At 43.6% G+C, this 26,045-nt stretch carries 15 protein-coding genes, 1 pseudogene and 1 riboswitch; all 16 genes and pseudogenes read right to left on the reverse strand.

Annotated features, from left to right (window positions below):
- Position 1: 1 nt before the first annotated feature.
- The 16 genes and pseudogenes from D8S85_RS10000 to D8S85_RS10070 all read right to left on the reverse strand — a co-directional run bounded on the left by D8S85_RS10000 (position 2) and on the right by D8S85_RS10070 (position 25,966).
- A complete protein-coding gene (locus D8S85_RS10000) occupies positions 2 to 1,255 on the reverse strand; it encodes a bifunctional 3,4-dihydroxy-2-butanone-4-phosphate synthase/GTP cyclohydrolase II (RefSeq protein ID WP_106480581.1) in 1,254 nt (417 codons plus the stop codon).
- Positions 1,256 to 1,311: 56 nt separating this feature from the next.
- Positions 1,312 to 1,959, reverse strand: coding sequence for a riboflavin synthase (locus D8S85_RS10005; protein ID WP_106480582.1), 648 nt, complete (start codon positions 1,957 to 1,959; stop codon positions 1,312 to 1,314).
- Positions 1,960 to 2,037: 78 nt separating this feature from the next.
- Positions 2,038 to 3,147 (reverse strand): bifunctional diaminohydroxyphosphoribosylaminopyrimidine deaminase/5-amino-6-(5-phosphoribosylamino)uracil reductase RibD, encoded by a 1,110-nt coding sequence (gene ribD, locus D8S85_RS10010; RefSeq protein WP_106480583.1) that lies wholly within the window; start codon positions 3,145 to 3,147, stop codon positions 2,038 to 2,040.
- 92 nt (positions 3,148 to 3,239) lie between these two features.
- Positions 3,240 to 3,361: riboswitch (FMN riboswitch) on the reverse strand.
- A 143-nt stretch (positions 3,362 to 3,504) separates the two neighbouring features.
- The gene (locus D8S85_RS10015) at positions 3,505 to 4,245 is read right to left on the reverse strand and encodes a DUF169 domain-containing protein (protein ID WP_127075028.1); all 741 of its coding nucleotides are present in this window, start codon (positions 4,243 to 4,245) and stop codon (positions 3,505 to 3,507) included.
- Between the two features lie 193 nt (positions 4,246 to 4,438).
- The gene (locus D8S85_RS10020) at positions 4,439 to 6,475 is read right to left on the reverse strand and encodes a M13 family metallopeptidase (RefSeq protein ID WP_106480585.1); all 2,037 of its coding nucleotides are present in this window, start codon (positions 6,473 to 6,475) and stop codon (positions 4,439 to 4,441) included.
- Between the two features lie 107 nt (positions 6,476 to 6,582).
- A complete protein-coding gene (locus tag D8S85_RS10025; protein ID WP_106480586.1) occupies positions 6,583 to 6,903 on the reverse strand; it encodes a 50S ribosome-binding protein YggL in 321 nt (106 codons plus the stop codon).
- Positions 6,904 to 6,922: 19 nt separating this feature from the next.
- The gene (locus tag D8S85_RS10030; RefSeq protein WP_127075029.1) at positions 6,923 to 9,013 is read right to left on the reverse strand and encodes an alpha-L-fucosidase; all 2,091 of its coding nucleotides are present in this window, start codon (positions 9,011 to 9,013) and stop codon (positions 6,923 to 6,925) included.
- Between the two features lie 653 nt (positions 9,014 to 9,666).
- Complete coding sequence (locus D8S85_RS10035; protein WP_106480588.1) at positions 9,667 to 11,961, reverse strand: Gldg family protein; 2,295 nt, start codon at positions 11,959 to 11,961, stop codon at positions 9,667 to 9,669.
- Between the two features lie 21 nt (positions 11,962 to 11,982).
- Positions 11,983 to 12,903: an ABC transporter ATP-binding protein gene (locus tag D8S85_RS10040; RefSeq protein ID WP_106480589.1), complete on the reverse strand. Its 921-nt coding sequence runs from the start codon at positions 12,901 to 12,903 to the stop codon at positions 11,983 to 11,985.
- Between the two features lie 323 nt (positions 12,904 to 13,226).
- Positions 13,227 to 15,608, reverse strand: coding sequence for a zinc-dependent metalloprotease (locus tag D8S85_RS10045; protein ID WP_317128934.1), 2,382 nt, complete (start codon positions 15,606 to 15,608; stop codon positions 13,227 to 13,229).
- Positions 15,597 to 15,704: pseudogene (locus D8S85_RS22095) on the reverse strand (DUF5118 domain-containing protein); the annotation flags it as partial. The gene D8S85_RS10045 and the pseudogene D8S85_RS22095, both read right to left, overlap by 12 nt.
- Before the next feature lie 147 nt (positions 15,705 to 15,851).
- Positions 15,852 to 18,515 (reverse strand): zinc-dependent metalloprotease, encoded by a 2,664-nt coding sequence (locus D8S85_RS10050; RefSeq protein ID WP_106480591.1) that lies wholly within the window; start codon positions 18,513 to 18,515, stop codon positions 15,852 to 15,854.
- Positions 18,516 to 18,742: 227 nt separating this feature from the next.
- Complete coding sequence (locus D8S85_RS10055; protein ID WP_158641547.1) at positions 18,743 to 20,284, reverse strand: PKD-like family lipoprotein; 1,542 nt, start codon at positions 20,282 to 20,284, stop codon at positions 18,743 to 18,745.
- A gap of 16 nt (positions 20,285 to 20,300) precedes the next feature.
- On the reverse strand, positions 20,301 to 20,993 hold the full coding sequence (locus D8S85_RS10060) for a DUF4843 domain-containing protein (RefSeq protein WP_106480593.1): 693 nt from the start codon (positions 20,991 to 20,993) through the stop codon (positions 20,301 to 20,303).
- Positions 20,994 to 21,010: 17 nt separating this feature from the next.
- Positions 21,011 to 22,504, reverse strand: a complete 1,494-nt coding sequence (locus tag D8S85_RS10065) for a RagB/SusD family nutrient uptake outer membrane protein (RefSeq protein ID WP_127075031.1) — start codon at positions 22,502 to 22,504, stop codon at positions 21,011 to 21,013.
- 12 nt (positions 22,505 to 22,516) lie between these two features.
- Entirely contained in the window at positions 22,517 to 25,966 is a 3,450-nt protein-coding gene (locus D8S85_RS10070; protein ID WP_228423182.1) for a SusC/RagA family TonB-linked outer membrane protein, read from the reverse strand.
- Between the last annotated feature and the right edge of the window lie 79 nt (positions 25,967 to 26,045).

Here is a 26,045-nt window from a genome sequence, read left to right on the forward strand (position 1 = left end):
TTTATTTATTTTCTAATCCTTCTTTCAATTTCTCGATCTCTTCCCGTTGACGCACGTGAATCATGTGTCCCATCTTCTTGTACTTCGTGTACATATAGAACTCGTTCTTCTCGTTACAAGTCATTTCAATCGGCTCTCGTCCCACGATTTCAATGCCGTATCCGGTCAAACCATTAATTTTTAACGGGTTATTGGTCATCAAAATCATTTTTTTCACACCCAGATCAGCCAGAATCTCTGCCCCGGTACCATACTCACGCAAGTCTGCCTTAAACCCAAGAGCAATATTCGCCTCCACGGTATCCATTCCCTCATCTTGCAAATGATAGGCCTTCAATTTATTAATCAAACCGATACCCCGACCTTCTTGACGCATGTACAATAATACGCCACGACCTCTTTCGCCAATTCTACGCATTGCCTCTGCCAACTGATCACCACAATCACAACGCAAAGAACCGAACACGTCACCCGTCAAACACTCTGAATGCACCCGACACAATACCGGCTCTCCATCCGTCACGTCCCCCTTCACCAAAGCGATATGATGTTCCCCATTGATTTTATTCACATACCCGTAAGCCTTAAAGTCACCATACTTCGTTGGCAGATCGGCCTCCGTCACCCGCTCTACCAAGATCTCGGTTTTTCTGCGATAAGTAATTAAATCCGAAACCGTTATCATTTTCATGTTATGCGCCTGGGCAAACTCTTTCAATTCCGGGGTACGCATCATTGTTCCGTCCTCCCGCATAATCTCACAACACAGACCACACTCTTTCAGTCCGGCAATCCGCATCAAGTCCACCGTGGCCTCCGTGTGTCCCATACGCTCCAGCACGCCACCTTTCTTTGCCTCCAATGGGAACATGTGTCCCGGACGACGAAAATCCTCCGGTTTCGCATCATCCTCTACCGCCTTCATTGCGGTTATGGAACGCTCCAATGCAGAAATACCCGTGGTCGTATCCACATGATCGATAGATACCGTGAATGCCGTACAATGGTTATCCGTGTTCTTGGCAACCATCTGTTCCAACCCTAACTTCGTGGTCAAGACCTTACTCATTGGCATGCAAATCAAACCTTTGGCATAAGAAGCCATAAAGTTCACGTTCTCCAATGTGGCAAACTCGGCGGCACAAATCAAATCCCCCTCGTTTTCCCGATCCGGATCATCCACGGCGATAATCATCTTTCCTGCTCTCAAATCTGCAACAGCCTCTTCTATCGTACTAAATTTAAACTCTCCCATATCTTAATACTTTTAATTTTATCCCCTTAAACTTTTAGTTTTTATCTTTTAACTTTCTAAAATCCATTCGCCAACAAAAAATCCAATGTCAACCCACCCTTTGACTCTGCCGGGGCTGCCGGACGCATTAATTTTTCCACGTATTTAGCAATCACATCATTTTCCAGGTTCACTACATCACCAATCTTTTTCTTCACTAATGTCGTTTCATCCTGCGTGTGAGGTATAATGGAAACCGTAAAACCCGTATCCGTCACGGCCACGACGGTTAGACTGATCCCATCGATCGTGATAGAACCTTTATCCACGATATAACGCAATAGCTCTGCCGGAGCTGAAATCATGATCCAAACGGCATTCTCGTCTTTCTCTCTCCCCACAATCTTTCCAACTCCATCAACATGCCCCGACACGATATGTCCACCCAAACGCCTGTTCAACGTCAACGCCCTCTCCAAATTCACCCGGTCCCCAACGTGCAGTTCTCCCAAATTGCTACGTGACATTGTCTCCGGCATCACATCCGCACAGAAACTCCCGTTAGCAAAAGAGGTCACCGTCAAGCAAACCCCGTTCGTGGCAATACTATCCCCCACGTGCAGATCCTCCAATACCTTCTTCGCTTGTACTTCCAGCACCACACTCCGGTTTCCCCGCTTGATTCCCCGTATGGTTCCTATTTCTTCGATTATACCTGTAAACATGCTAATTTCAGATTTACAATTTATGCTTTTAGATTTCCTCTCTCAATATTCCTTCTTTTAATCCAGAAATCCATTTACCTATTCGTTTTTAACTTTTAGTTTCAAAAGAACATCGTCACCCATGTTCAGTACATTTTTCAATTCGAGGTTTATGGCATCAGCCATTTTCTCCACTCCGAGACCTTCCACCGGCGTCTTGGCACTCATGCCACCCACAATCTTCGGAGCGATAAAAGCATACAATTCATCCACAAGCCTCTCTGCCAAAAATGTATAATTCAAACTACCCCCGCCTTCTAACAAAATAGAGTCAATTCCGGACTGTCCCAATAGCACCAACAAGTTCTTGACATCTACAAGTCCTTCCTTTTCTTCACAAAGCAACATCTCCACCCCCGTTTCCTGCAAGGCTTTTACTCTCTCTTCCGGAGCAAAACGAGTATAGGCCACAATCGTACGATACTCACCGGCAGTTTTCACAAGCTGGCTCTCCAACGACAAACGGGCATTACTATCTACCACCACTCGTATCGGTTGCCTGACACCACGTCCCTCGATCCGACAATTCAGCAAAGGATCGTCCGCCACGGCCGTTCCGATTCCAACTAATACGGCCATAAAACGATGTCTCAACTCATGCACGTAAGCTCGTGCTTCCGCTCCCGTGATCCATTTCGAATCACCTGTCCGAGTCGCGATCTTTCCATCCAGCGTCATTGCCGCTTTTAGTGCCACCCAAGGCAATTTTGTCGATATATATTTCAAAAATACCCGATTCTGCTCCCGCAAAGCCTCTTCCTCAATCCCGCAAACCACCTCGATTCCGGCCTCTCTCAACAAGGCTATCCCTTTACCCGCCACCAAGGGATTAGGATCTTCCATCCCGATTACCACACGGGCAATTCGATGCTCAATGATAGCCTCTGTACAAGGTGGGGTCTTTCCATAATGGCAACAAGGTTCCAACGTCACGTACATCGTGGCTCCCTCCGCAGGAACCGCGCAATTCTTGAAAGCATTCCTCTCCGCATGCCATTCACCGTATCTCTCATGCCATCCTTCCCCGATCACCTTTCCATTCTTCACAATCACGGCTCCCACCATCGGGTTCGGATTCGTGAATCCAACTCCTCGTTCGGCAAGTTCCATCGCCCGTCGCATGTATTCAATATCTTCCTGTCTCACCATATTCAAAACCTCCTTTAAACAAAAATCCCCGAATGCATAACATTCGGGGCATTAGATCTATATTGTATGAATATAATATCAATTACAACTAAATATCTCCTCTATCATCCGGACTTTAACCGTCGGTTTCAGAATTTCACTGAATCAATCCCTCGCAAGGGAGTCGCGGACTATAACCGCCGGTAGGGAGTTGCACCCTGCCCCGAAGAAACATTTTACAAACACAAAAGTAGAAATAATTCTAATGATAACAAACAAGTAAAGAATAATTCATGTTTTTTTCTGCAAACAAATCCCGTTCCGTTCATCGGAAGTTCCCTCCCGAGAAATATAACCGGCCTCCCCGTTTCACGTCCATCACATCCGTTTTTTCATCATCTTCCACGTGTTCGTGATCAGGAAACTCTCCTCCATCTGGTCAATCATCTCCATGAATTTCGAAATCGGTATGGCAAAAGACAATAGATTACTGTCCGTACATAATCTTGCCGAGGGATCGAACATCCCAAGTACCGCTCTTTTCGTTCCCTCTACTTGTTCCCGGTAAGGATAATAAACAATAGAGGTACATCCCGCCCCGAAAGGAGAGATCACCGCATCCGGTTTTGAACTATTAAAACCAGCTAACGTGAAAAGTCCCGAAATAACGTCTGCCGGAGCAAAAAAGAACACGGCCTCCGGTTCGTCCTGTTCCGTCAAGTGATCCCAACGCTTGAACACGAGACAATCACCTTTTCTCGGCAGTTCATGAATTGTCTTCAAAAAAGCATTTACCTGTTCCGATGTCCGTTTATAACGCTCGCAGTGAGGTTCATTTTCCCCGTGAGAAAGAAAATACTCGAATCCCTCTCTCATACCTTTACTAAATCCAAGGTAAAACTTTCCCCCGCCACACCCCACGGACTCCGGTAAAAAGCAAAGCGATTCACCTCTACGAACCCGCCCAAGCTGGGCTATGATACAAGTATGCCCCACCGCCTTTTTCATGATCATGGCATTATTATTTTCTTTTGAATAATAAAATGCAACAGGAAGCTCGGCATCATTGAAATATTTTTTCCAAAGAGAAATAAACTGATCTCGCTTAACTATATCCATACCCTTCTAATTTTAGTATCAAGCAAATATAAATTATTTTTTGGTTAAAAACAAATGAATCATCCACACGGGTGACCAACGAACGAGATTCCAGCACTAGTATTCGCCAATATAGACGAGATCCCCCAATAAAAACATTCCCCGGATCAGCAACACGGCCAACCCGGGGAATCATACCACAAAAACTTACCTATTACCAGATAGAAGCTCTTTCTTCAACCGGCAAAAACAAAGCATCGCCCTCTTTCACTCCAAAAGCATCGTACCACATGCTAATATGAGGAAGTGCGGCATTCACACGCCACCGTCCCAAAGAGTGAGGATCGGATTTCGTTTGCAAACGGATTTGCTCGTCACGAATATTACCCGCCCACACGTTACCGTATGAAAGGAAGAAACGTTGTTCCGGCGTGAAACCATTCTCATCTTTCCCAAGCGGATTCTCGCTCATAGCTTTTTGTAAAGCCAAATATGCAACCTGCAAGCCACCATGATCGGCAATATTCTCCCCTAAGGTCAACTCTCCATTAGCCATCAAGCCGGGCAACACCTCTATTTTATTAAAGTAATCCACTAACACTTGAGCTCGTTCCTTGAAATTCTTTGCATCTTCCGACGTCCACCAATCTTTCAAGTTTCCATCCTTATCATATTGACGACCTTGATCATCAAACCCGTGAGTCATTTCGTGACCGATAACCACTCCGATGGCTCCATAATTACAAGCATCATCAGCATTCATATCAAAGAATGGGTATTGAAGAATAGCTGCCGGGAAACAAATTTCATTCGTCGTCGGGTTATAATAAGCATTTACCGTCTGAGGGGTCATCAACCACTCGTCTTTATCTACCGGCTTGCCAGCCTTAGCAATCATCTTATCGTAATCAAAATGATTGGAACGTACGATATTATCCCAGTAAGAATCATTTTTAATCTCCAGATTAGAATAATCCTTCCACTTGTCAGGGTAACCGATCTTCACATGGAAGGCAGCTAATTTCTCCAAGGCCTTCACTTTTGTCTCTTCACTCATCCATTCCAAACCTTGAATACGTTCGCCCAAAGCCTTCTGCAAGTTAGCCACCAACTTCGTCATACGTTCTTTGGCCGCTGCCGGGAAATATTTCTCGGTATACATTTGACCCACAGCCTCTCCCAACACGCCATTCACCGTACTCACGGCACGTTTCCAACGCGGTTGCATTTCTTTTCTACCGGAAAGCGTTTTCCCGTAAAAATCAAAATTCTGAGCCACGAGAGCATCACTCAAATAAGAAGAAGCCGCATTGATCACGTTCCATTGCAAGTATGATTTCAACACGTTCAAATCCTCTTTTTTCAACAAATCGGCAACCGCTTTAATTTCACCCATCTGCCCCACGTTCACTTCTTGCAGATCCTTCAACCCAATCGTTGAGAAATAAACATCCCAGTTAATTTCCGGAACTTCTTTCTTCAACTGAGCTACAGAAATCTTGTTGTAGTTGGCATACGGATCACGCAATTCTACAGCAGATTTAGAATTTTCGGCCAAACGAGTCTCCACTTTCATCACGTCAGCAGCAGCTTTTTGTGCCTCATCGGCAGTAAATCCTGCCAATTGGAACATTTTAGCCACATGCTCTTCAAATTTCGCACGAATCTCTTTCGTGTGCTCGTCATTATCCAAGTAATACTCACGTTCGCCCAAACTCAGACCTCCTTGATATATTTGCGCAATGTTCATGGAACTGTTCATATCATCGGCTCCCACGTATAACCCAAAGAAAGGTCCGAAACCATCCCGATGCATCGTGGCAACTTTCTGTGATAACACACTCCGATCCTTCATCGCGGCCAATTGATCCAAGTATCCCTTGATCGGGGCTACTCCATCCGCATTCAACTTAGCACTATCCATGGCAATATTATACAAATCACCCACTTTCTGAGCGACACTCCCCGGTTGAGCCTGTTGTTTCGCCAGTTCCTCGATCAAGCTCTTGATCTGGGTACGATTATTTTCTGCCAATTGATCAAACGAACCAAATCTGGAGTACTCATCCGTAAGCGGGTTCGCTTTCATCCATCCTCCACACGCGTACTGATAAAAATCATTTCTCGGATTAGCAGTCTGATCCAGGTTTGCAAGACGAATCCCGCCTTTCTGGTCTGCTTCTTTTTTACTATTGCAACTTGTAGCCATCAATGCCAAAGCAATAAAAGGTAAATAAAATTTTGTTTTCATATCATCAATTTTCTAGTCTTCTTGTCCTAACGAAAAACATTCGTAAAATTCTTTCAACCAACAAATCACATTCACGATTCATATCATTGAATACAAACACCCCTCGCTTACCACCCGTACCAGGCATCTCTCAACTCACCGACAGCGATGGTCTCCAAATTCTGCCCGTGTTCATCAAACCATTGCCGTACGATTTCCCTATCTTCCGGGGTCACGCTACCACGTTCACGCGTAATAAATCCTCCGCAAACATGGGAATTCCAACCGCCCCCCATCTCCAAAGAATGGTCGTTCAACAAACCGGCCAACTCCTGCAACCACTCTTCAACCACCGCCATTTCCGTATCAGCCTTAAATTTTGCATCAAAAGAAAATCCCAGTTCCCGGAACTCCCCTTTATGCAATTTCTTACGTAATCTCTTTTTCATATTTTTCTATACTATTTTATTATTCTAGTTCAACCCGTATATCTCGTAGCCCCATATCACTGTTATTGTTAGCAGGATGGGCCATTCCGAGACGACAATCATGAATTTCTCCTTGATAGAGTTTCATTGATTTCAAACGAAGTTTATACTCCTCTTGCTTCACATTTGGATTCATCAAATAAGTCACTTCGGTCCCATAACGATTGTGTAACTTCACCACCAACCGGTTAACCCCCTTTTTCAAATGCAGTTTGATGACTTCATTCGTCCGGGGAATTCCACCTACATACGTTCTCAGCAATACCGTCTCTCCATTTAAGGCAACCTGCACCCCATCAGCAACACCCAATTCTACCAACACATCCTGTTCTCGATCACTCGTCAACTCATGTAACACATGTATCGATTGTTTTTCCTGCATCGGAACACGTAAAGCTTTTCCCACTTTAAAATCATCCCACAAACGCCATCCCTTCACATTTTCGTTTATCTCTTCCTTGACTCCCAAAATATTTCCATTAAAACGATCTGCCCGAGGCGTGTGCATATACACCTTACCCCACGTAATCCCCTCCGGATAATTATTCAATTTCTGCACGTCTCCTCCCTCCAACGTCACCACCTGCTCCTTCCCGTCAATAATCAAACGAAGTTCTTTTCCTCGATCTCCAGCCGTGTAAACAATTGCCGGAACAATCGTCTTCCCGGATTTTTTGAAATTCCAGCTAAAACCAACCGTACTCCGGAAACTAGAATAATAATCCATGCTAGAATAAGCATACACGGGGATAGCATTTACCGATGATAACTCGCTTGTTTCAAGAATCTGATCAGGAATTACCCGAAAGGCTCCAGCACATTCCAACTTCACCACGACCATCCCCCGGTCCGGCTTCACATCCCCGGGAATACTTATGGATACGGTCTGCCCATTCTGTTTCAACGTCAAGACCTTTCCGTCTGCTAACAAATTCGCTTTTTTCGCTTTCCCGATCAACCCGTTCAACATGATATTCCGATCAGCAGGAACCTGCTCAACAAATAAATAAAGATTATTCCCTTTACAAGTAATATCTCCCCATTCAACGGCATGATCAAAGGGATTCGCCTTTGTATTATAAATTGCCTCCCCGTAACGTTTCATCCATTTCCCCATGGCCAACAAGGCATCCCGTTCAAATTCCACCACGGAACCATCTCCCCTCGGACCAATGTTCAACAAGAAATTACCTCCCCGACTTACCACCTTCACCAAACTGCGCAACTTCTCATCAATCTTTTTATCCAAACTTCCCCGCTCCTGCCAAGAACGATAGCTCCATGTCTCGTCAAAAAACGAAGCCGGGGTTTGCCAGGGCACTCCAATCTTGTAATTCGGGTAAGCATTATCTGCCATTACGGCAAAATCTCCCCGGTCATTTCCCAAACGCCCGCTCACCATACACTGCGGTTGCAAACGATTCACAAGATCATACAATTCCTTACTCTGTTGTCCACTCAAAGAACCCATATCAAACCAGATTTCAGAAACCGGACCGTAATTTGTCATGATCTCTTCCACCTGATGCATACTGAACGCATGATGTTCCTTTGAAATCGCATCTGCATTATGAGGCGTAATACCATTGCCGGGGAAGTTCCAATCGATCAATGAATAATAAACCGCAAACTTCACCCCCTGCCGCCGGCAAGCCTCCGACAACTCTTTCATCACATCCCGCTTAAAAGGAGTAGCATCCACGATATTATATTTAGTGTACTTGGAGTGATACATACAGAAACCGTCATGATGCTTCGACGTGAACACGATGGATTTCATCCCTGCCGCTTTTGCCAAAGCCACCACGGAATCAGCATTCCATTTCTCCGGATCGAATACTTTCGCCACCGCTTCGTACTCCGCTTTAGGAATCTTGGCAAAAGATTGTATCTGTTCGCTATATCCGGCACGAACCGGCTGTTCCTTCCATACACCTCCCAGCTCAGAATACAATCCCCAATGGATAAACATGGAGAATTTTTGATTCACCCAATCTGGATTGGGCTTTTGCTGTCCAAAAGCAAATTGCACGCCTAACAACAAAACAACTAAACATCCGCGTAATAACATAATAAACACTTTTACAATTTAAACACTTTACACAAAATAGAGGCTGTAAATATAGTATTTATCAACGTTTTTAAAGCCCATTGGCCAACAAAATTATTCATAATCCAGCGTGAGTTCGATATAAGGATTAAATTATTTTTTTGAATATTACAAGCATAGTGATAAAAATATTCGGCATGTATTGTAGCATTTCAGGTTATGTAGACGCTTAATTGAAACAACAAAATTACAACAAATCATCATCACTAGCAGATCACTACCGTGTATAAAATTTTTAGTAAGCTATTAGAATGCTATTAAAACGCTATTCCGTATAGCGTTTTAATAGGGTTTTAATAGCGTTCTAATAGCGCTTTACACGGTAGTGATCCGGATGTAATCATGTTTCAATCCTGATTTCGTGTATTAGGTCGGACTATATACCGGATTATTTTCCCACGACTATCTCTTCTAATTCTTTACAAGTCCTCGCACGAGCGCTCTTTTTGTTTTATGCTGATTTATTTCGAACTTACGTCAATCTAACATCATTTATTACATACAATTAATTGTAATAAAATAAGGGATACCCCGGAAAGTTCCGGAATATCCCCACACAACAAGAAAACTCTCATGAGATAACACGTTTACCCCATACTTAATTTTCACTTCTATTATCTCCCTCGTCTCCTAATCCATATAAAGATCGCCCAGCAGGCCAACAGACCGGGCCAAACACCCATGAGTACCACTTTCCAGAAATACATCCAATCCATACTCACGTACATTTCATTATCAGGCGGAGTCGGACGGCGTACGTCAATCGGTACTTCTTCATTAGATAACCAGAAGAAAGAACCGGATATTAAAAAGTAGTTTACCGCGGAAATATCCTTACGATCGATACTAATTTCACCGTTACTCAGGCAATCTGCATCTCCCAATATGATAATACGCTGTTCTTTCCCTCCCATCGGACGAGACATCGCCAAAGCCGTAACATACGAACGCTCAACTTCTCCAACCGATGGATTAAGAGAAACCGTATCATCTAAAAAATCAACCGTTTCCAATTCATTCCAACTACCAATCGTGTCACTCACGAACAAAGGCGTGATCGAAAATCCTTTATCCTCGAAACACTCCAATCCTGTCGTCCCCGGCATAGTCACCACGTATTCCTTACGAATCATCTGGTCAAAAATATATGAAAACTCTCCGGCCTCTTTGGTCGGTGTGGCTACGATAAAATCAGGCTGGAAATGCTCACTCTTCTTCACCAACCGTCCCGGCATAAACCGTACACCGAAAGGTTCCACCAATGGATTCATAAATTCCTGACGACGAGGTTCCCCGGCTATCAATAGATTTCCCCCGCGAGCTATATAAGCATCCAGATTTGCTCGTTCATTCTCGGTCATCGGACTTCTCATATCCGCAATCACGATAATGTCCACCTGTTCAGGGATCGGTTTGTCCAACGTCACCTCCGTAAAGTCAAAACCTTGATTAATCAAGGAATAGCGGAACGGCTTATCTTGAGCAAAGCGGTTGTAGTCTCGATCGCCTTCCCGGATACAATCCCTTTCCCCATGTCCTTTCACAAAACCGACAAGGGGCAATTCCATCACCAGGCGCTTAAAGGCAGCAGAAATTTCCGTCTCGAAGGGGAAGCGTTTTATATCATCGAATACCCGCAAGAATGTCTTCTCCCCGTTATCCCGTTCCAACAAGCGCACGAAACGATTTCCTTCCGGCCGAAGATCCACCATCTTCCGCACTTCCTCCGGACGCATAAACATATTGGAATCCAAATTCCAGATTTCAGCCCGTTTCAACATTCTCTCCCGATCGGATAAATTAGGATAAGCCTTGTCCAATTCCGGATTCTTCGCCTTATCGTAATAATACACGTATTTCATTTTAATCTCCGGTTTAAACCGGGTATACATTTTGAGACGTTTCTGATCTTTATTCACGTTCCGAGGCAAACCGATCCAATAGTTCTCCTCCAATATATTCACGAAAGTTGTTATCGTCAAACCTCCATCCATCTGAGCCACGATATCCTGACTATTAGGTGTCAGCGTTCGTTGTTTCGTGGCTGTAGTATCATAGAAACACATCAGTTTCGGACGAGAAGTCAGGTAACCCAATAACATGGCAATCACGATAACAGTTCCATATTTCCCTACAGTCGTCATCCACGTGGTCTTCTGCCGACGGGACTGCAATCGGATGATTGAAAGGAAAAGGAACAAAGCTACCACGATAACAAAGTAAAGCACATCTTCACTACAAATTAAACCGCTTACAAACTCCTGCGCCCTACCGTTAATCGCCAACCAATAGGTTATATCACGCACGAACTCAATATCCTGCCACAAACCCCCTACTAAATTCAACACCGCCAATACCGCCAAAGTTCCCATGGCTGCCACAACTTGATAGGAAGTAATACTCGACATGAACAACCCGATCGCCGCGTAAGCACACACGAGCAGGTAAAGGCCGAGCATCCCGGAAAGGATCAAAGGTATATCTGCCGATTTTATTGTAATAGCAGCAAATATAAGATAGACGGCAAAAATACACATCAGCACCAAGTTATAGATCATCATCGAAAGATATTTCCCCAGAATAATCTGTGTGTTGGTTACAGGAGAAGAGTACAGTAACTTAATCGATCCACTGCTCAGTTCCCGACTCATTAATCCCATCGTCAGCAACGGTATATAAAGATAAAGATACTGTTGCATCGCTGTAAACATTCCCCGCCATCCGGCAAAGACGTTCATTGTTACGTTATAAAGGCCATACCCTAACTCCTGGTTCCTCACGCAACCTGCCAATCCGTTCGAAAACACCAAACTCGCCTGAAAAGTGAATACCACCAGAATCAACCACGCAATCGGAGAGTAAAACAAAGTTTGCAACTCCGTGCGAGCCATTTTATATATTGTCTTCATCTCGTTATCTATTTTTAGTCATTATTTCTTTGATAATTCTGCAAAAATCTCATCCAAGGAACTTTTCTCCTGACGGATTTCGACCAATCGCCATCCTTTGGTCACGCTGGTCTCGACCAGACGTTCCGTTGCTTCCAGCGCATCCGAAAATTGAATCCGGAACTTCGATCCGCCCAATTCCTCCACGGCAACCACACCCGGAATCTCCCGAATCTCTTCTACTGGCGGAGTAGCTATTAACGACACAAATAACGTATTAGGAACAATATAATTATCGAACTCATCCATGGTGCCGGAAAAGACTACTTGTCCTTCCTCGATCATCCGGATATAATCACAAGTTGCCTGTACTTCAGAAAGGATATGCGTGGATAAAATCACGGTTCGATCTACGGCAATCTCCCGGATCAGTTCCCGAATTTCCATAATCTGATTCGGATCAAGCCCATTTGTCGGTTCATCCAATACCACGAAGTCCGGATTATGGATGATTGCCTGCGCTATACCCAGACGTTGCTGGTATCCACCGGACAAGTTACGGATCAATCGCCGACTGAAATGTGAAATTCCACAACGTCCCATCACGTCTTTCACGGCTCCCTGTACCTCATGAGTAGGGATTAGGCGCATATTGGCACAATGCACCAGATATTCCTCCACCGTCAAATCCATGTGCAGGGGCGGTTTCTGCGGCAAAAAGCCCAAATGTTTTTTGGCCTCGACCGGATTCTCCCGCAAATTGATACCCTTAATGTACACTTCCCCTTCCGTCTGTTTCAACACACCACACATGATATTCATCGTGGTTGACTTTCCTGCCCCGTTGGAGCCTAGCAACCCGTAAATGCCATTTCGCGTAATTTCAAAATTAATATCTCGAATCGCCCACTGAATACTGTAACGATGAGATAAATGCTCCACTTTTATAATAGATTCTTCCATACACTCATTTTAAATTCATACAATACACACAAACCACTAGGTTATCCTGCAAGTTTTTCCCTCGAAATAAATTCCTTCGACCACCTCCTCTATAAACGAGGGCACTGAAAAAGTTCTATTGGCGAAACATCACTACCCCCTCCGACTCCCCCGTACAGAAGGGGAAAAACTGATTACCAATCGGTTTCCTCTCCAGCGTGGGAAGGAGTCAGGGAAGGTAGTTCAAAGCAACAAGACTTTCTCAGTGCCCTCATAAACAAAGGGGGAGCTGACACACTTTTCTCAAACAGGAAGTAACTCAACTCTCCCTCTGTTTATATCGTTTACTTGTCAGCTAACATCTTATTAATCTTATACAGCAAATACTCGTAATGCGACTTCGTTTCCCCGGAACTCTTCGTTACGGCTCCTTTCAACAAATTCTGTATTTTGAACAACATGTCGAAATAGTAATTCACCGGGACATAATCACTGGGCATCACCACTTGTTTCATCGGATAAAATCCGCTTTGCTCTTCCGGATTTATCCCTTTCTCCGGCAGAACAGCAAATTGTTCACGTATCAAATCCAACTGTTTCCGATCAATCACTTCCGAAGAAATTGCCTCCTCATGGCCTGTCGCTACAATCCCTTTTTGCGGTGTAAAGTTACCCGCCGTAGTGGCAATCGTAGAGGATGCAACCACACTACCCAAGAACTCCTTCTGCAATTCCATCTCGTATTTCTCCAACGGACGATTCTTCAACGTTCCATCCCATACGTTTTTATAGATATCATCGACATACTCGGCCAACGAATAATCTCCACCTTTCTCTGCTCCGAGAGCCACGTATTTCAAACGGAAGGTCAAGGTTCCCAAGATAAAACTCCGAATTTGATCTACATTGGAATTTCGAATTCCCAACTCTTTCTCCACAGCCTTGTTATCCAACCAAGCAAGATCTTTCGCCATATCGATCATGCACTTCACGGCAGCCTTCTGTATCGCACCGGGAACAACCACATAACTCGGTTCCTTTTCCGTGGAAAAAGCTTCCATTTGGTAAAAACCACCCAAATTCACAGACACGTCATTAATCCGCTTTTTCAACTGATTGCGTAACATGTTGTACAACTGGCTTCTAAAAGTCAAGTCTTCATCTCCCTCGGCATACCAATCATAGAAATTCCGAACGGCAATCTTTAGATTGTTCACAGCATACTCCAAAGCCTTCAAATGATCATCTCCCAAATCTCCGGCAAAACAACGGGGATCGTAGTAATAATAAGGCATCTTCCCGAAAGTATAGTTCGGATTTGTTCGCCCCTCCCGAATCCAACGATCCAAGGTTGCAAATTCATCTTTCGGTGTAGAGGCCATCGGAATCGGTTCATACAACCACTTGATCACGTAATAATCGTACTCGCCTAATTCCCCACCAGGAACCATTCTCACTCCCTTTTCCACATCCCCCGGCTGAGCGATATAATTACACGGCACGTAATCCATCACAGAAGGACTCAATCCATGCTTCCGCGTGAAGGATGGAGAACGTAACGAATCAACCGGATACACGGCAGATGCACCTACATTGTACACCAAGCCTAAGTTAATACCAGCTTCCCGCATAATCACTGAACGTATCATTTCCCCCATCATTTCCTCGGAGAAATGATTTGTCCGAACACTCGGATCTGCCGCCATAGTGGTCAATATCCGGTTTGCTTTCAAACTAGACATTAACCCGTCATAGACATACAGGGAGGCATTCAATATCTCTCCCGTACGAGGGTCCACGTGCATTGAATTCTGTATATCGAGCCACAACGGGGCATACCTGATCGTAGAATACTTGATATTATTAGCATTAAAATCCGGATCATCTTTCGGGAAATCCATTACCCGGATCACATTTTTAAAACCAATTTTCTTGAAAGCCTCATTCCATGCCTCAATTCCTTCTTTAATGTAAGGTTTCCACGCCTTTGGCATCAACGTGTCCATATAGAACACGATTGGTTTCTTTACCTCAACGGTTTCTCCCCGACGATGAGCCGCTTCATCTACCGGTTCAACACGCCAACGTTTCGTGTAAAACGTGTGGTCCAACCCCTTCCGATCGCTCTCAACCTGTGAAACTTTCATGAAAGAGACGCCCAAGCGGGGATCGGCCAACCGGGGTTGCATCGGTTCTTCCGGCAGTAACATCAACATCTTATTCGTTGTCACGGAAACTTTCGTATCTCCGGGGATCACCTTAAAAGCCCCAAACAGATACTGGTTTTCGATAAATCCCAAATCACATGTCACCACGATATTATTATCGAAAGCGTCAACGTCTTTCAACAATGAACACTCCTTTTTGTATTCATGTGTTCTGGAAATCAGTCCATAGAATGAATTTCCACCGATAGACGCAAATGGTGTTGTGTACGGGGAATACTCCATGAACAATGGGGTCATATCCACCACAACTGCCGTACTATCCGGTGTATAAGCCTTTATTTTGAACGAGCCGTACACACCCCCGGCATTCGACCGTTCGATAGCTTGGTTCCAATTCGTTTCCGAACTATTATTCAAAGGTTTATCTGTCAAGAATATTCGGGCCTGTAATGTCGAATCCAAACGAGTGAAACGAAATGGCAAAGCATATCCAGCGAACTGCCCAACCACACCTTCTCCATTGTCACTGATATCCTCGATAGAAGAGGTCAGCATCATATCTTTACCCAACAATTTTATCGGGAATTCGACCAATACTTTGCCTCCTACCTTATGGATCGTCATCAACCCATGAGCCGTTTTCACCTGCTTACCCTTGAATAATTTCTAGTAAGCCGTCAATGTCTCTTTCTTATCCTTTTCCTTCGCTTGTCCTTGTACCCCCCAACCGAACAGGAAAAAAGAAAGAAAACAGATATATAATATATTTCTCATATTCTTTCGTTTATTAGAAAATCAAACCTATTTCAATGCTTGCTCTATCTTGTACAACAACAACCGATAATGCTGACGAGTATCTTCTGATCCGGTATTTACCTTACTCTTTAACAATGTCTGAATTCGCTTCAACATATCGAAATATACGTGATCCAACGGTTCGATTACCAGATTGGTATTCACGTTCACACCATAACCGAACCACTGTTTTTCAGCCATATTCAATGGTTGTTGCGCCACATCCGTCTCCGGAGCCTCGGCACAAGGTTGCATCGTCTCCGCGTTAGAGAAACCTCCTAACACTTCCTGCGATAGTATTCCATACCGTTCCCGGCTCATCAACTTCACCTGCTCCGGCACCTCGACCATCTTACAATTGTCGGTTAGTGACAACGGTTTCCCGGACATACCCTTTTTCCCCAAGTCCGTAACGAGCAGTATTTGTTTTATCATCTCCATCTGCATCTTTTTATCCTGCGTGGTCAACGTCTTTCCCTGACGAGTAGCAGCAAAAGCGAAATCCTGCAGGTGCATCAAGAATTCTCTCGTGGTATAAGTATCCTTACTATCATCTTTTGCGGCACTCAAAGCCACCAACCAGCGTCGGGCTAATAATGCCCCGAATATGCTTTCTTCCAACTGAGTCGAGATATTACTCATCAAAGGTAATTTCTGTTGCAAATCAGGAGCATTCAGCCATTCCAAGTCTCTTATTTGTCCCAACAAGAAATCGACAGCTCGTTTCTGCTTCTCTTTCGGCACCACCGAATAACTCGGTAATTCATCTCCATCATATCGCTCGTTCAAATATATTCCCCCAATATTGAACATCACGTGATTCACGTAACGCACGTACTGGTAAATAATTTCATTGTACATATTCTGCTGGAATCTGTAATCCGGATCATCCTGTTTCACCCATTCACCCATATTCGCCAACACGTACTTCAAATTCTTCACTCCATAAGTTGCCGATTTTACAGCATCATCTCCCAAATCTTCTTCCACCGAACTAGGGTCTAGTTTTGTCGATAACTGTTGTTTCCCGTAACGATAAATCGGATTTCCCGATCTTTCCGAAATCCAACGACTTAATGTAGGAACTTCATCTTTCGAACTCTTGGCATCCAGCAAAGGAGTATACAGCCATTGAATCGTAAAATAATCATACAAACCCAATCTAGGCGGGGTCAATCTCACACCACGTTCCTTGTCTCCCGGTTGAGCGATATAATTATTCCGGGCATAATCCATAATCGAATACGTTGTTCCGTATTTTTGAGTAAATGAAGGCGAACGTAACGAGTCCGTCGGGATCGACGCGGAACCAGACATATTATGCATCAACGCCAGGCAATGTCCCACCTCATGTGACACCACGTAACGAATACAATCTCCCAACACGTCTTCATCAAAAATCACCTTACGTACATCCGGATCTGCCGGAGAAGTTTGCAAGAATCGCCAATCATGTACCAACTGAATCAAATTGTGATACAAATAGACAGAGGCATTCAGAATCTCCCCGGTTCTCGGGTCTGTCCATGAAGGTCCCATGGCATTCTCCACTTGCGAAGGGGAATAGCGAATACAAGAATACTTTATGTTATCCGGATCAAACTCCGGATCATCCAGCGGAAAGTCTTTTGCCATGATCGCATTCTTAAAACCAATTCTCTCGAACGCATCCTTCCATTCTTCTACACCAGCCCTAATGTACTTTTTCCAACTCTCCGGGAAAGCATTATCCACGTAAAAAACAATCGGTTTCTTCGGTTCTACAAGCTGTCCCATCCGGTAAGCCGTTTCATCCGATGGCTCCAACCGCCAACGTTGAGCGTAATATATATGTTTCAATCCGGAATCGCCATTCCGAAAATCCGACACTCCTTGATAAAATATCCCGATACGAGGATCTGCCATTCGAGGACGCATAGGCTCCTCCGGCAAAAGGATAAAACTACGTGTCATCAAAGAAGTAAACGGAAGTTTATAGATATAATAATACCTTTGATTCCGCAGATTCACCTCGTAACTCAAAGATGACTGTACACTCACGTTATCCTCAAACGCTTTTATCTTACCCAATTGGGAATTATCCTTTTTAAATTCTTTCACAATCCATCTTCCTCCCCAAGTTGCCGGAGCATAAGCAGAGAAAGGAGTTAACTGCTCATCATCCCGTAGGAAGAAATCGGTCATATCGACAACAACCGCCGTGCTATCCGGATTATAAGCCAATATTCCGCTATTGTACATCACGGCAGGCTTCATGCTCTCCCGAATCCGTTGTGTTACGTTTGCCAATTCCGACGTGTAAGCATGACTTACTTGACGTAAACTGATAACCGTATCTGTCTGGGTAAACTGCACACACAAGGGCTCAGTCGGTTTCTCTCCCACATTTCCAAACAGATTATTGGTCGTTTCAGAAATCGTTGATCCCAATAGCATATCCTTCCCCAACAAATTTCTAGGTATCTCAAAATATACCTTTCCATTCATCTTGTGAATGGTCAGTAATCCTTTTACCGTTTCACAGGCCTTACCTTTGAATAGCTTTTGATAAGGTGTCTCTTTTTTCACCTCTTTCACCTCTTTTTTCTTTTTCCGAGCGAACCCGTCCTGTACTCCACAGGTAAACAGGAACAGCACAACGAAGAAAAAACTCACTGATAATTTTTTCATAATTTTTCCATTTTAATTTACATATAATAGCTATATACCACGTCTGGCATATCCCCAAAAGGGTATCCCAAAAATTCTATTTATTGCTTAAAAATTCCTCCGGTTTCTGGCACCTCCTCATCAATAAAGGAGGTGCCGTGACTTTTCTCAAAGACAACGAGTAGCCTAACTTCCCTCTGTTTATAGAGGGAAACCACCTAAACATTGTCCCAAGTCTAGGAAAATTTTTACTCGTAACGCTTAAATGCCCAGTTAAAAGAACCTCCCCATTTCCATTCTATATCCACAATCCGTCCCAAATCGGAAACATGGAATAATAACCCTTTCTCTCCAGGATTCTCATCTGCCAACACTTCCGTGCTCAACTCATAGATATAGAAATTTCCGTCATCCAGAGCCACACCAATCTCTCCGGCATCAGCATCTTGCAATATCTCCACGACATTTCCATTTGTATAATCCGCAAATAACTTCACGATCTTCGTATTTACATCATAAAAGTACAATTTACTCCCCTCTCCCATGAAAAGATAAGAACTGGGGCGAATCCGGAAATACACCGTATTGTCTGAAATAACATTACTACCGGCAAAAAGTTCCTGCGTACAATTAGAAATCTTGAAACTACTATAATTGAATCCCATATTCTGATAGTAGTAGTTTCCCGTGCTTTCTTCTTTCAGTATAATATTAAGTCCACTACCCTTAGCATAATCGCCCAAGTACATAATCTTATAACCGGTCAAATCAGTCAATTTAACCACGTTTGGATCATCCGGAGCATAAGTAAACTCAACCGGACGACTATCCGAATTGCTATTAAAGCGAGTTGCTCGACCCACCACGCGGTTATTTCCCTCGTCATACATCAACACCACGCCACAATCCCGCGTATCCAGATCAAAGAATTGAGTGATTTGCCCACCATTGGTTGTCCCTGAAAAATAAAGCGGAATATCAATAAAAGCCGCCACGTGCTGTATCTCTGCACCGGGATTTCTTTTCCAGTAAACATCTCCATTCGCACTTAACACGAAATCCTGCCATCCACCATTACGTACCTCCACGGGCTCTAATCCGGCAGGATAAGTACTTCCAGGAAATTCTTCATGAAGTGCCAATACTTTGGCAAAATCCATTCCGCTCAAATAATAAGCACCTCCGGTACGTTGCACAACCATGACTTCATCCACCTCGCCTCCTGTTATCATGTTTTCCAATTTCAACGGCCCCGTTCCTAACGGACTATCGGGATACAACGTCGCATATACATCCGGGTAAGCCACCCACTCGTAATGTATCTTTTTATCTTCATCCTTCCAGCTATCCCGCCGAACATAACTCAAGCTTGTCCGATTGTCCTTTTCCGACAGAATAAGCCATCCGACCTTATATGGAGATTTCACCTCTATTGACGTGTGACTATCGTGAAACACGAGTCCGGTTTGCCGGTCTGTCATATAGAAATTCACGTCAAATTGCCCACAACTCGTCGGGATATACTCAAAATTCCGATCTGTCGAAACAACATTTCCCAATCCCATCTCCCAACGATAATCATAAGCTAACGTGTCGCGATCGGGATACTTCCACGTCATTTTCGGTACAATGCGTACCGTATCCCCCAAAACAATTGATTTCTTCGTTAAAGAAGTTACAACATTCAGCGTAACATCATTATAATCAACAAGGTCGTATTTACCTTTATCCTCGTAACATGCGCTAAAGCAAAAGTTCACGAACAAAAAGAATAATATAAATCTTTTCATAAACATTCTATTTTAATTATCCGACTACCAATGCCACAGTCATTTCTGTTCCGTCATCTTCACGCACCATCTCGTTCGCATCTTTCTTCTTTTGCAGGTAATGTTTGAATATAATCGAGTAATAACGAAGTTCTTCTACGTTATCGCTATCTATATCCGCTTTACCCGTCTCTTGAATAAACAAGCGGTACTTCTTATCCGAATATTTTCCCAGATAATCCCGAGTCACCTTATCGGTCCACCAATTCGGCTTAGCCACCACATTGGAAACGTAGATAATTGCCGAACGGCATTCAGTTTGCCCCAACATGAAATCAGCAGTCGGCTCCAGTTTTAAGTACAATCGTAATGCTACATTCGATATTTCCTCCGTTTTAATAAAGGCGATCCGACAAGTATCACGAACTTTACCGGGCTTCATCGTGAATTTCTCCGGCAACCTGTAATTCGCTGTCGTGGCAGTTGACTTTTCTTGATCCACGCTGATCTTATACTCTTGTTCCCTCTCAGAAGGCAATCCGATCACCTCCACTTCCACGGGAAATTCCAATTCATTATCATTCGGGTAAGCCAAGAACGAACAAACCGATGAATCCGTTACCACCTTCACGAACTGAAGATAATTATCACCATCGTATGTTTTCATTGCATCCTTCGAACAGGCTCCCAACACAAGCATAATTCCTAAAAACAAATATATCTTTCTCATAATCACTCGATTTTATATTATTGATATGCCGATTCACTATAAGGAATAGGAACCACCCACTTTTCCGGTGTCATCTTAATATCACTACTACCGTTAAAAATATCCCGGTTCAGACGCTTGAACATAAAGAATGTCTGCCCTTCGGTCAAAGTTTCCCGGATAATATCATATACCAACTTCTGCTGCAAATCGTCAATTGTCATGTCTGTTGTCAATTTTGCCTTCGCCCCGCGGCTTAGTCTCAAAGAGTTAAACAACTCAACGGCCTCCTCTTTGCGCCCTTTATTCAGTAAATATTCTATCTGTATATGATACATCTCCGAAGCCCGAATCACGGGTAACAAAGACAATTGGTCCAACACGACCTTAAATGTCTCCCCGGAAAATCTCAACCACGTGGCATAACGTTTTGCCCCATACGCGAGAGTCGTCTTATTGTAGAAACCCGTATAACGATAGTCATCCATATCTCCGGCAAAAAGGACGTCCATGTTTTTCATCTGTAGAGCATATCTATAATTTTCAAATATTTTCTCCACGTTATCGACAACATCATTATTCGAGAAACACAGGAAAAGTTCATTATACCGTTTAGGATACAGGAAGTTTATATTGGAAACACTTCCTTGATTAGAATTTGCTGTCCATTTAAACCACCGTTTATGAAAGCCATAGGCAATACAAGCATTTTTATAGGCATTCTCCTCATCTCCATTATACATATACATCCGGGCGAGCAAAGCATTTGCTGCAAAATAATTCATCCGGGTTGCCCGATAAAGGAAAAAGTCATCTGGAGAATCAACCAATCCTTTCCCCTCACTCCGTACTCGGTGCTCTACACTCGTATTCTGTCTCCGATTAAATACGGTATCCACAACCGCCAGCAAACTCTGGGCCCGTGTCATATCCATAATAACCGAATCCATAAAAGCCGGAGCATCCTGATAACTCGGTTGCAGATCGGGATACTTCGTCACGTAAGGAATTGCACGTCCCGTATTTTGGGTTATCGGAGCAGGGCAGAACAAGCGGAACAAATCAAAATGCACCAACGCGCGTACACCGTACATCTCTCCCAGAATCATATCTTTCTCCATCTTTCCTTCACCAAAAAAGCTCGTGTCTTTCGAGATCACCTGCTGGATAATATCATTACAATTGGCAATTACGTTGTATCCTGTCGCCCAAATACTTCCTGTCAAACTTTGAGCAGAAGCATTTTCCCAATCGAAAGATGCCACTTCATACAAACCATAAGGCAGGTATATCCGACTGGTGGATTGATAATTATGCCCGATGGCACTGGCAAATCCCCACGTCAGATTTTGTCCATACAAACTCGTTGACGAGAGATTGCGATACACCCCGTTTACCGCCATTCTCACTCCTTTATAGTCAGCAAAAATCTCTTTTTGCAATAACTCATTATCTGCCGAAACATCCAGAAAATCATTACACGATGTTAGCCAAAAGATCGGCAACAATAATATTAAATATAACTTTCTCATAATCTTTCAGTATTAGAAACTAGCATTTAAAGTAAACGTAAATGTCCTGGCGAACGGATAATTTAACCCCATCTCCCGTTTAATCGTTGACATTGTCGCAATATCTTTCATATTAAACTGTAACTTCAACGAACTCAAGTGTATTTTCCGCAACCATACAGGATTAACGTCATAGCCGACAGAAAGAGAATTAAAGACCACGTTATTATTCTTCTGCACAAAACGAGAAGTTGAACGAGTCACGTACAAACGATCTTTTATATCCTTTAAAGGAGTAACATCCCCGACCTTCTGCCAACGATCTGAACTCACCCTTTTATCCGCGTTATATTTAATTAAGTTCGCGTTCTCCACGTTATTCACCAAAGTCGAGTTGTACTCGTCACCACCATATTCATAAAGGAACGTCGTGTAAAGTGTAAAATTCCGATAACGCACATTCAGCCCGAAAGCCCCTTGTATCTTCGGCTCGGTATCCCCGATTTTCTGTTGTTCATTCGACTCCCACGTGTATGTCAATGTACCATCCCGTTTCACGTAAACCTCCTGGCCATTAGCCGGATTAATACCCATGGACTTCATCCCGTAAATCGCCGTCAAGGAACTTCCCTCCTCGTACTTCATAAACGGTTTGGCATACTTCGAATCCTCGGAAGGCGTTCCGGATGATGAATAATAATCCTGGAAATACTCATCAATCCGTTCGTTGTACTGTTTCAAAGACTCTGAAATCTTCAGTATCTTATTCTTATTATGAGCCAAATTTCCGAACACGATAACATCCCAATCTTTATCACTATAAGCCCGCACGTTCAAATCAAGCTCAACTCCTTCATTCAAGATCTCACCCATATTATCCGTATACTTCGTGAAACCGGAAGACGTTGGAAGAGAAACTTCTGTCACCAAATCAATTGTTTTCTTGTAGTAGTAATCAAACCCTAAAGTCACCCGGTTATTCCACGTGACGATATCCGTACCGATATTCCAAGACAATTGCTTCTCCCAAGTCAAGTCCTCATTTCCCATATAAACCAAGCTGGCCCCGATACCCGTCTGGTACCAATCGTCCAATAATACTTCGTAAGTATTCCGGGCCATGTAAGGTTGGAAATTCGATTTACCGGTCTGGCCCACATTCCCCTTTATCCGGAACTGGTTTATCCACTTACTTCCTTTTAAGAAAGCATAATTATGTACATTTATTCCCGTCCCGACAGACCAGAAAGGAGCCCATTTATTATCCGTTCCGAATTCGGACGACCCATCATAACGGAATGAAAAATCAGCCAGATAAATATCATTATAACTATAATTCATCATTAGGAACACTCCGAACAAACGGGTCTTGTTGTCAGTAAACGTCGGTTTCTTCACGACCTCATAAGCATACGCCGGAGAGTGCCTGTAAGCATCCGGGAATCCCCGATAATGTGTGTAGGAGTAAGAAATATTGGAATATGTCGCGTTGAATCCTAAAGAGAAATTCAAATTATGTAACCCGAACAAACGATTATAAGCAGTAAACACATTCGTATTCCACCGGGTTGTTGTCGTCTCGGCTTCTGTCAACTCACCCCGTAGAAATGCCGTTGCACTATCCTTGTACTTGGCTGATTCCGGATCGGTAAACACCTCGCTCTTATCCAACTTATAGCTGATCGCGAACTGTCCTTTCACTAACCAATAATCATTCACGTACCAATTTAAAGCCAAATTATCCGTCCACTCCTTGTAATTACTCTTGTTAAAATTACCCAATGTTGCCTCATACAAAGGATTGATAAAAGTTTCGCCATAATTACGCAGTGGTAATTTCTTGAGCAACTTTCCATCTTTATCTTCCCAAGATTCATAAGGATGTTTGTTCGTGTAATCTCCAAAAGAGCCATAAGGCGATGCTTTCGAAGTCATGATATCATAAGAAATCTTGTTCTGCATCTGGAAACCTTTGTAACGATATTCAAGTGTCAAGCCCGTACCAATTCGGTCACGCAAAGATTTCTTCATCACACCGTTCTGATTATCATAGCGCAATTCTATGCCAAACCGGATGACATCTGACCCACCCTCAACATAAACACTATGCTTATGGTTAAACATCGTCGTCAACGGCTGTGACATCCAGTAATAATCTCCTCCTGCCAAAATCACATCCTTTTTGTCCAAATAGATCCCGTACTTGTAGGCCTCATCTCGTTCATAATTTGCACTATTAGGGTTCCCCTCATAAACCCCGGCAGCCCATTCGGTTTCCAAATTCTGTTGGGCATTCATCATATTATAACTACTTAAATCAGGAGCCGTGATCTCGTAATTACCGCTATAACTCACCACGAAACGTCCGGGACGGGGAGCTATTGTTTCAATCACGACAACACCGTTAGAAGCCCTTGAACCATACATGGCCGTGGCCGCCGCATCCTTCAATATCGTGATATCCTTGATTCTGTTCACGTCAAAATCATATACTTTCTCCACAGACACCTCAAACCCATCCAAAATGAATATAGGAGTATTCGGGTTATTGGTTATCGCGAACTGTGACACGTCAGTAGCCTCCAAAGCATCCAGTTCTTTCACACCCGTAATTCCCGACCGTCCTCTCACGTAGAACTCCGGTAAAGTATTCGGGTCCGATCCCATCAGATTATTCTTCATGATTCGCAGTGATGGATCAAACACCTGCAGGGCATCGATCACGTTCCGCCCCGCCACTTTCAACACATCCTCCCGACTCACTTGCGTGGCCGTTCCCGTGAAACTAGACTTCTTGATATTCGCGTATCCGGTCACCACCACATCCTCCAAAGCGATCTTATCCTCCTTCATCACGACACGCAAATCTTTACGCACCTCGCCCGGTTTCAACGGTGATATTTTAACCACCTGAGTCTCCATCCCCACGAAGGTAAACACCAATGTAACGGTATCCGCGGGTAAAGCGACACTAAAAAGACCATCCGCACTCGTTACTACCCCCGTGTTCGTTCCCCTCACCACGACCGTCACACCCGGTAACGGTTTCTCCATCTCGTCCACAACCTTTCCTTTAATCAACCGGACCTTGTTTTTCGCCGTGGTATCTCGTACTGCCACGACTTGATTCTTTTTAATGATAATCAACCGATCCTCGACAGAATAGGTTAAATCGGTACCTTTCAGACACTCTTCAAGCACCTCGTCGATACTCACAGATTTGAACCGCTTGTTTAGTTTCGTCACCTGAGCCACTTCGCTATCCTTGTAGATAAAATAATAGTCGCTGTGTTGACGAATCTCCTTCATGAGATCCTCAAATGTGGCATTTTTCAAGTTAAAACTAAAAACGACATTTTGCGAATGTACTGATGCAGATAAATGCATGGCTGTACAAAAAAGAAAAAGAGCTAGAAAACGCATAGTCCATAAAATTTTTCGCATCCCCGACGAGCGGGAATAGCATTCTCGATTTTTTTTCATACATTTGTACTATTATATGATTAAACAATGCTCGCCCGGTTGCACCCGGTCGAGGTCGTACATGAATGGAAAGTAGTTG

It is taken from the genome of Butyricimonas faecalis (genome assembly GCF_003991565.1).
In the GTDB taxonomy this organism is placed as follows: Bacteria; Bacteroidota; Bacteroidia; order Bacteroidales; family Marinifilaceae; genus Butyricimonas; species Butyricimonas faecalis.

Excerpts from the sequence above, each read along its gene's own strand:
- D8S85_RS10000 (WP_106480581.1), bottom strand. The coding sequence starts at position 1,255 with ATGGGAGAGTTTAAATTTAGTACGATAGAAGAGGCTGTTGCAGATTTG.
- D8S85_RS10005 (WP_106480582.1), bottom strand. The coding sequence starts at position 1,959 with ATGTTTACAGGTATAATCGAAGAAATAGGAACCATACGGGGAATCAAG.
- D8S85_RS10055 (WP_158641547.1), bottom strand. The coding sequence starts at position 20,284 with ATGAAAAGATTTATATTATTCTTTTTGTTCGTGAACTTTTGCTTTAGC.
- D8S85_RS10050 (WP_106480591.1), bottom strand. The coding sequence starts at position 18,515 with ATGAAAAAATTATCAGTGAGTTTTTTCTTCGTTGTGCTGTTCCTGTTT.
- D8S85_RS10065 (WP_127075031.1), bottom strand. The coding sequence starts at position 22,504 with ATGAGAAAGTTATATTTAATATTATTGTTGCCGATCTTTTGGCTAACA.
- D8S85_RS10025 (WP_106480586.1), bottom strand. The coding sequence starts at position 6,903 with ATGAAAAAGAGATTACGTAAGAAATTGCATAAAGGGGAGTTCCGGGAA.
- D8S85_RS10040 (WP_106480589.1), bottom strand. The coding sequence starts at position 12,903 with ATGGAAGAATCTATTATAAAAGTGGAGCATTTATCTCATCGTTACAGT.
- D8S85_RS10030 (WP_127075029.1), bottom strand. The coding sequence starts at position 9,013 with ATGTTATTACGCGGATGTTTAGTTGTTTTGTTGTTAGGCGTGCAATTT.
- D8S85_RS10060 (WP_106480593.1), bottom strand. The coding sequence starts at position 20,993 with ATGAGAAAGATATATTTGTTTTTAGGAATTATGCTTGTGTTGGGAGCC.
- D8S85_RS10020 (WP_106480585.1), bottom strand. The coding sequence starts at position 6,475 with ATGAAAACAAAATTTTATTTACCTTTTATTGCTTTGGCATTGATGGCT.
- D8S85_RS10070 (WP_228423182.1), bottom strand. The coding sequence starts at position 25,966 with ATGAAAAAAAATCGAGAATGCTATTCCCGCTCGTCGGGGATGCGAAAA.
- D8S85_RS10035 (WP_106480588.1), bottom strand. The coding sequence starts at position 11,961 with ATGAAGACAATATATAAAATGGCTCGCACGGAGTTGCAAACTTTGTTT.
- ribD (WP_106480583.1), bottom strand. The coding sequence starts at position 3,147 with ATGGTGAGACAGGAAGATATTGAATACATGCGACGGGCGATGGAACTT.
- D8S85_RS10045 (WP_317128934.1), bottom strand. The coding sequence starts at position 15,608 with ATGATGCTGACCTCTTCTATCGAGGATATCAGTGACAATGGAGAAGGT.
- D8S85_RS10015 (WP_127075028.1), bottom strand. The coding sequence starts at position 4,245 with ATGGATATAGTTAAGCGAGATCAGTTTATTTCTCTTTGGAAAAAATAT.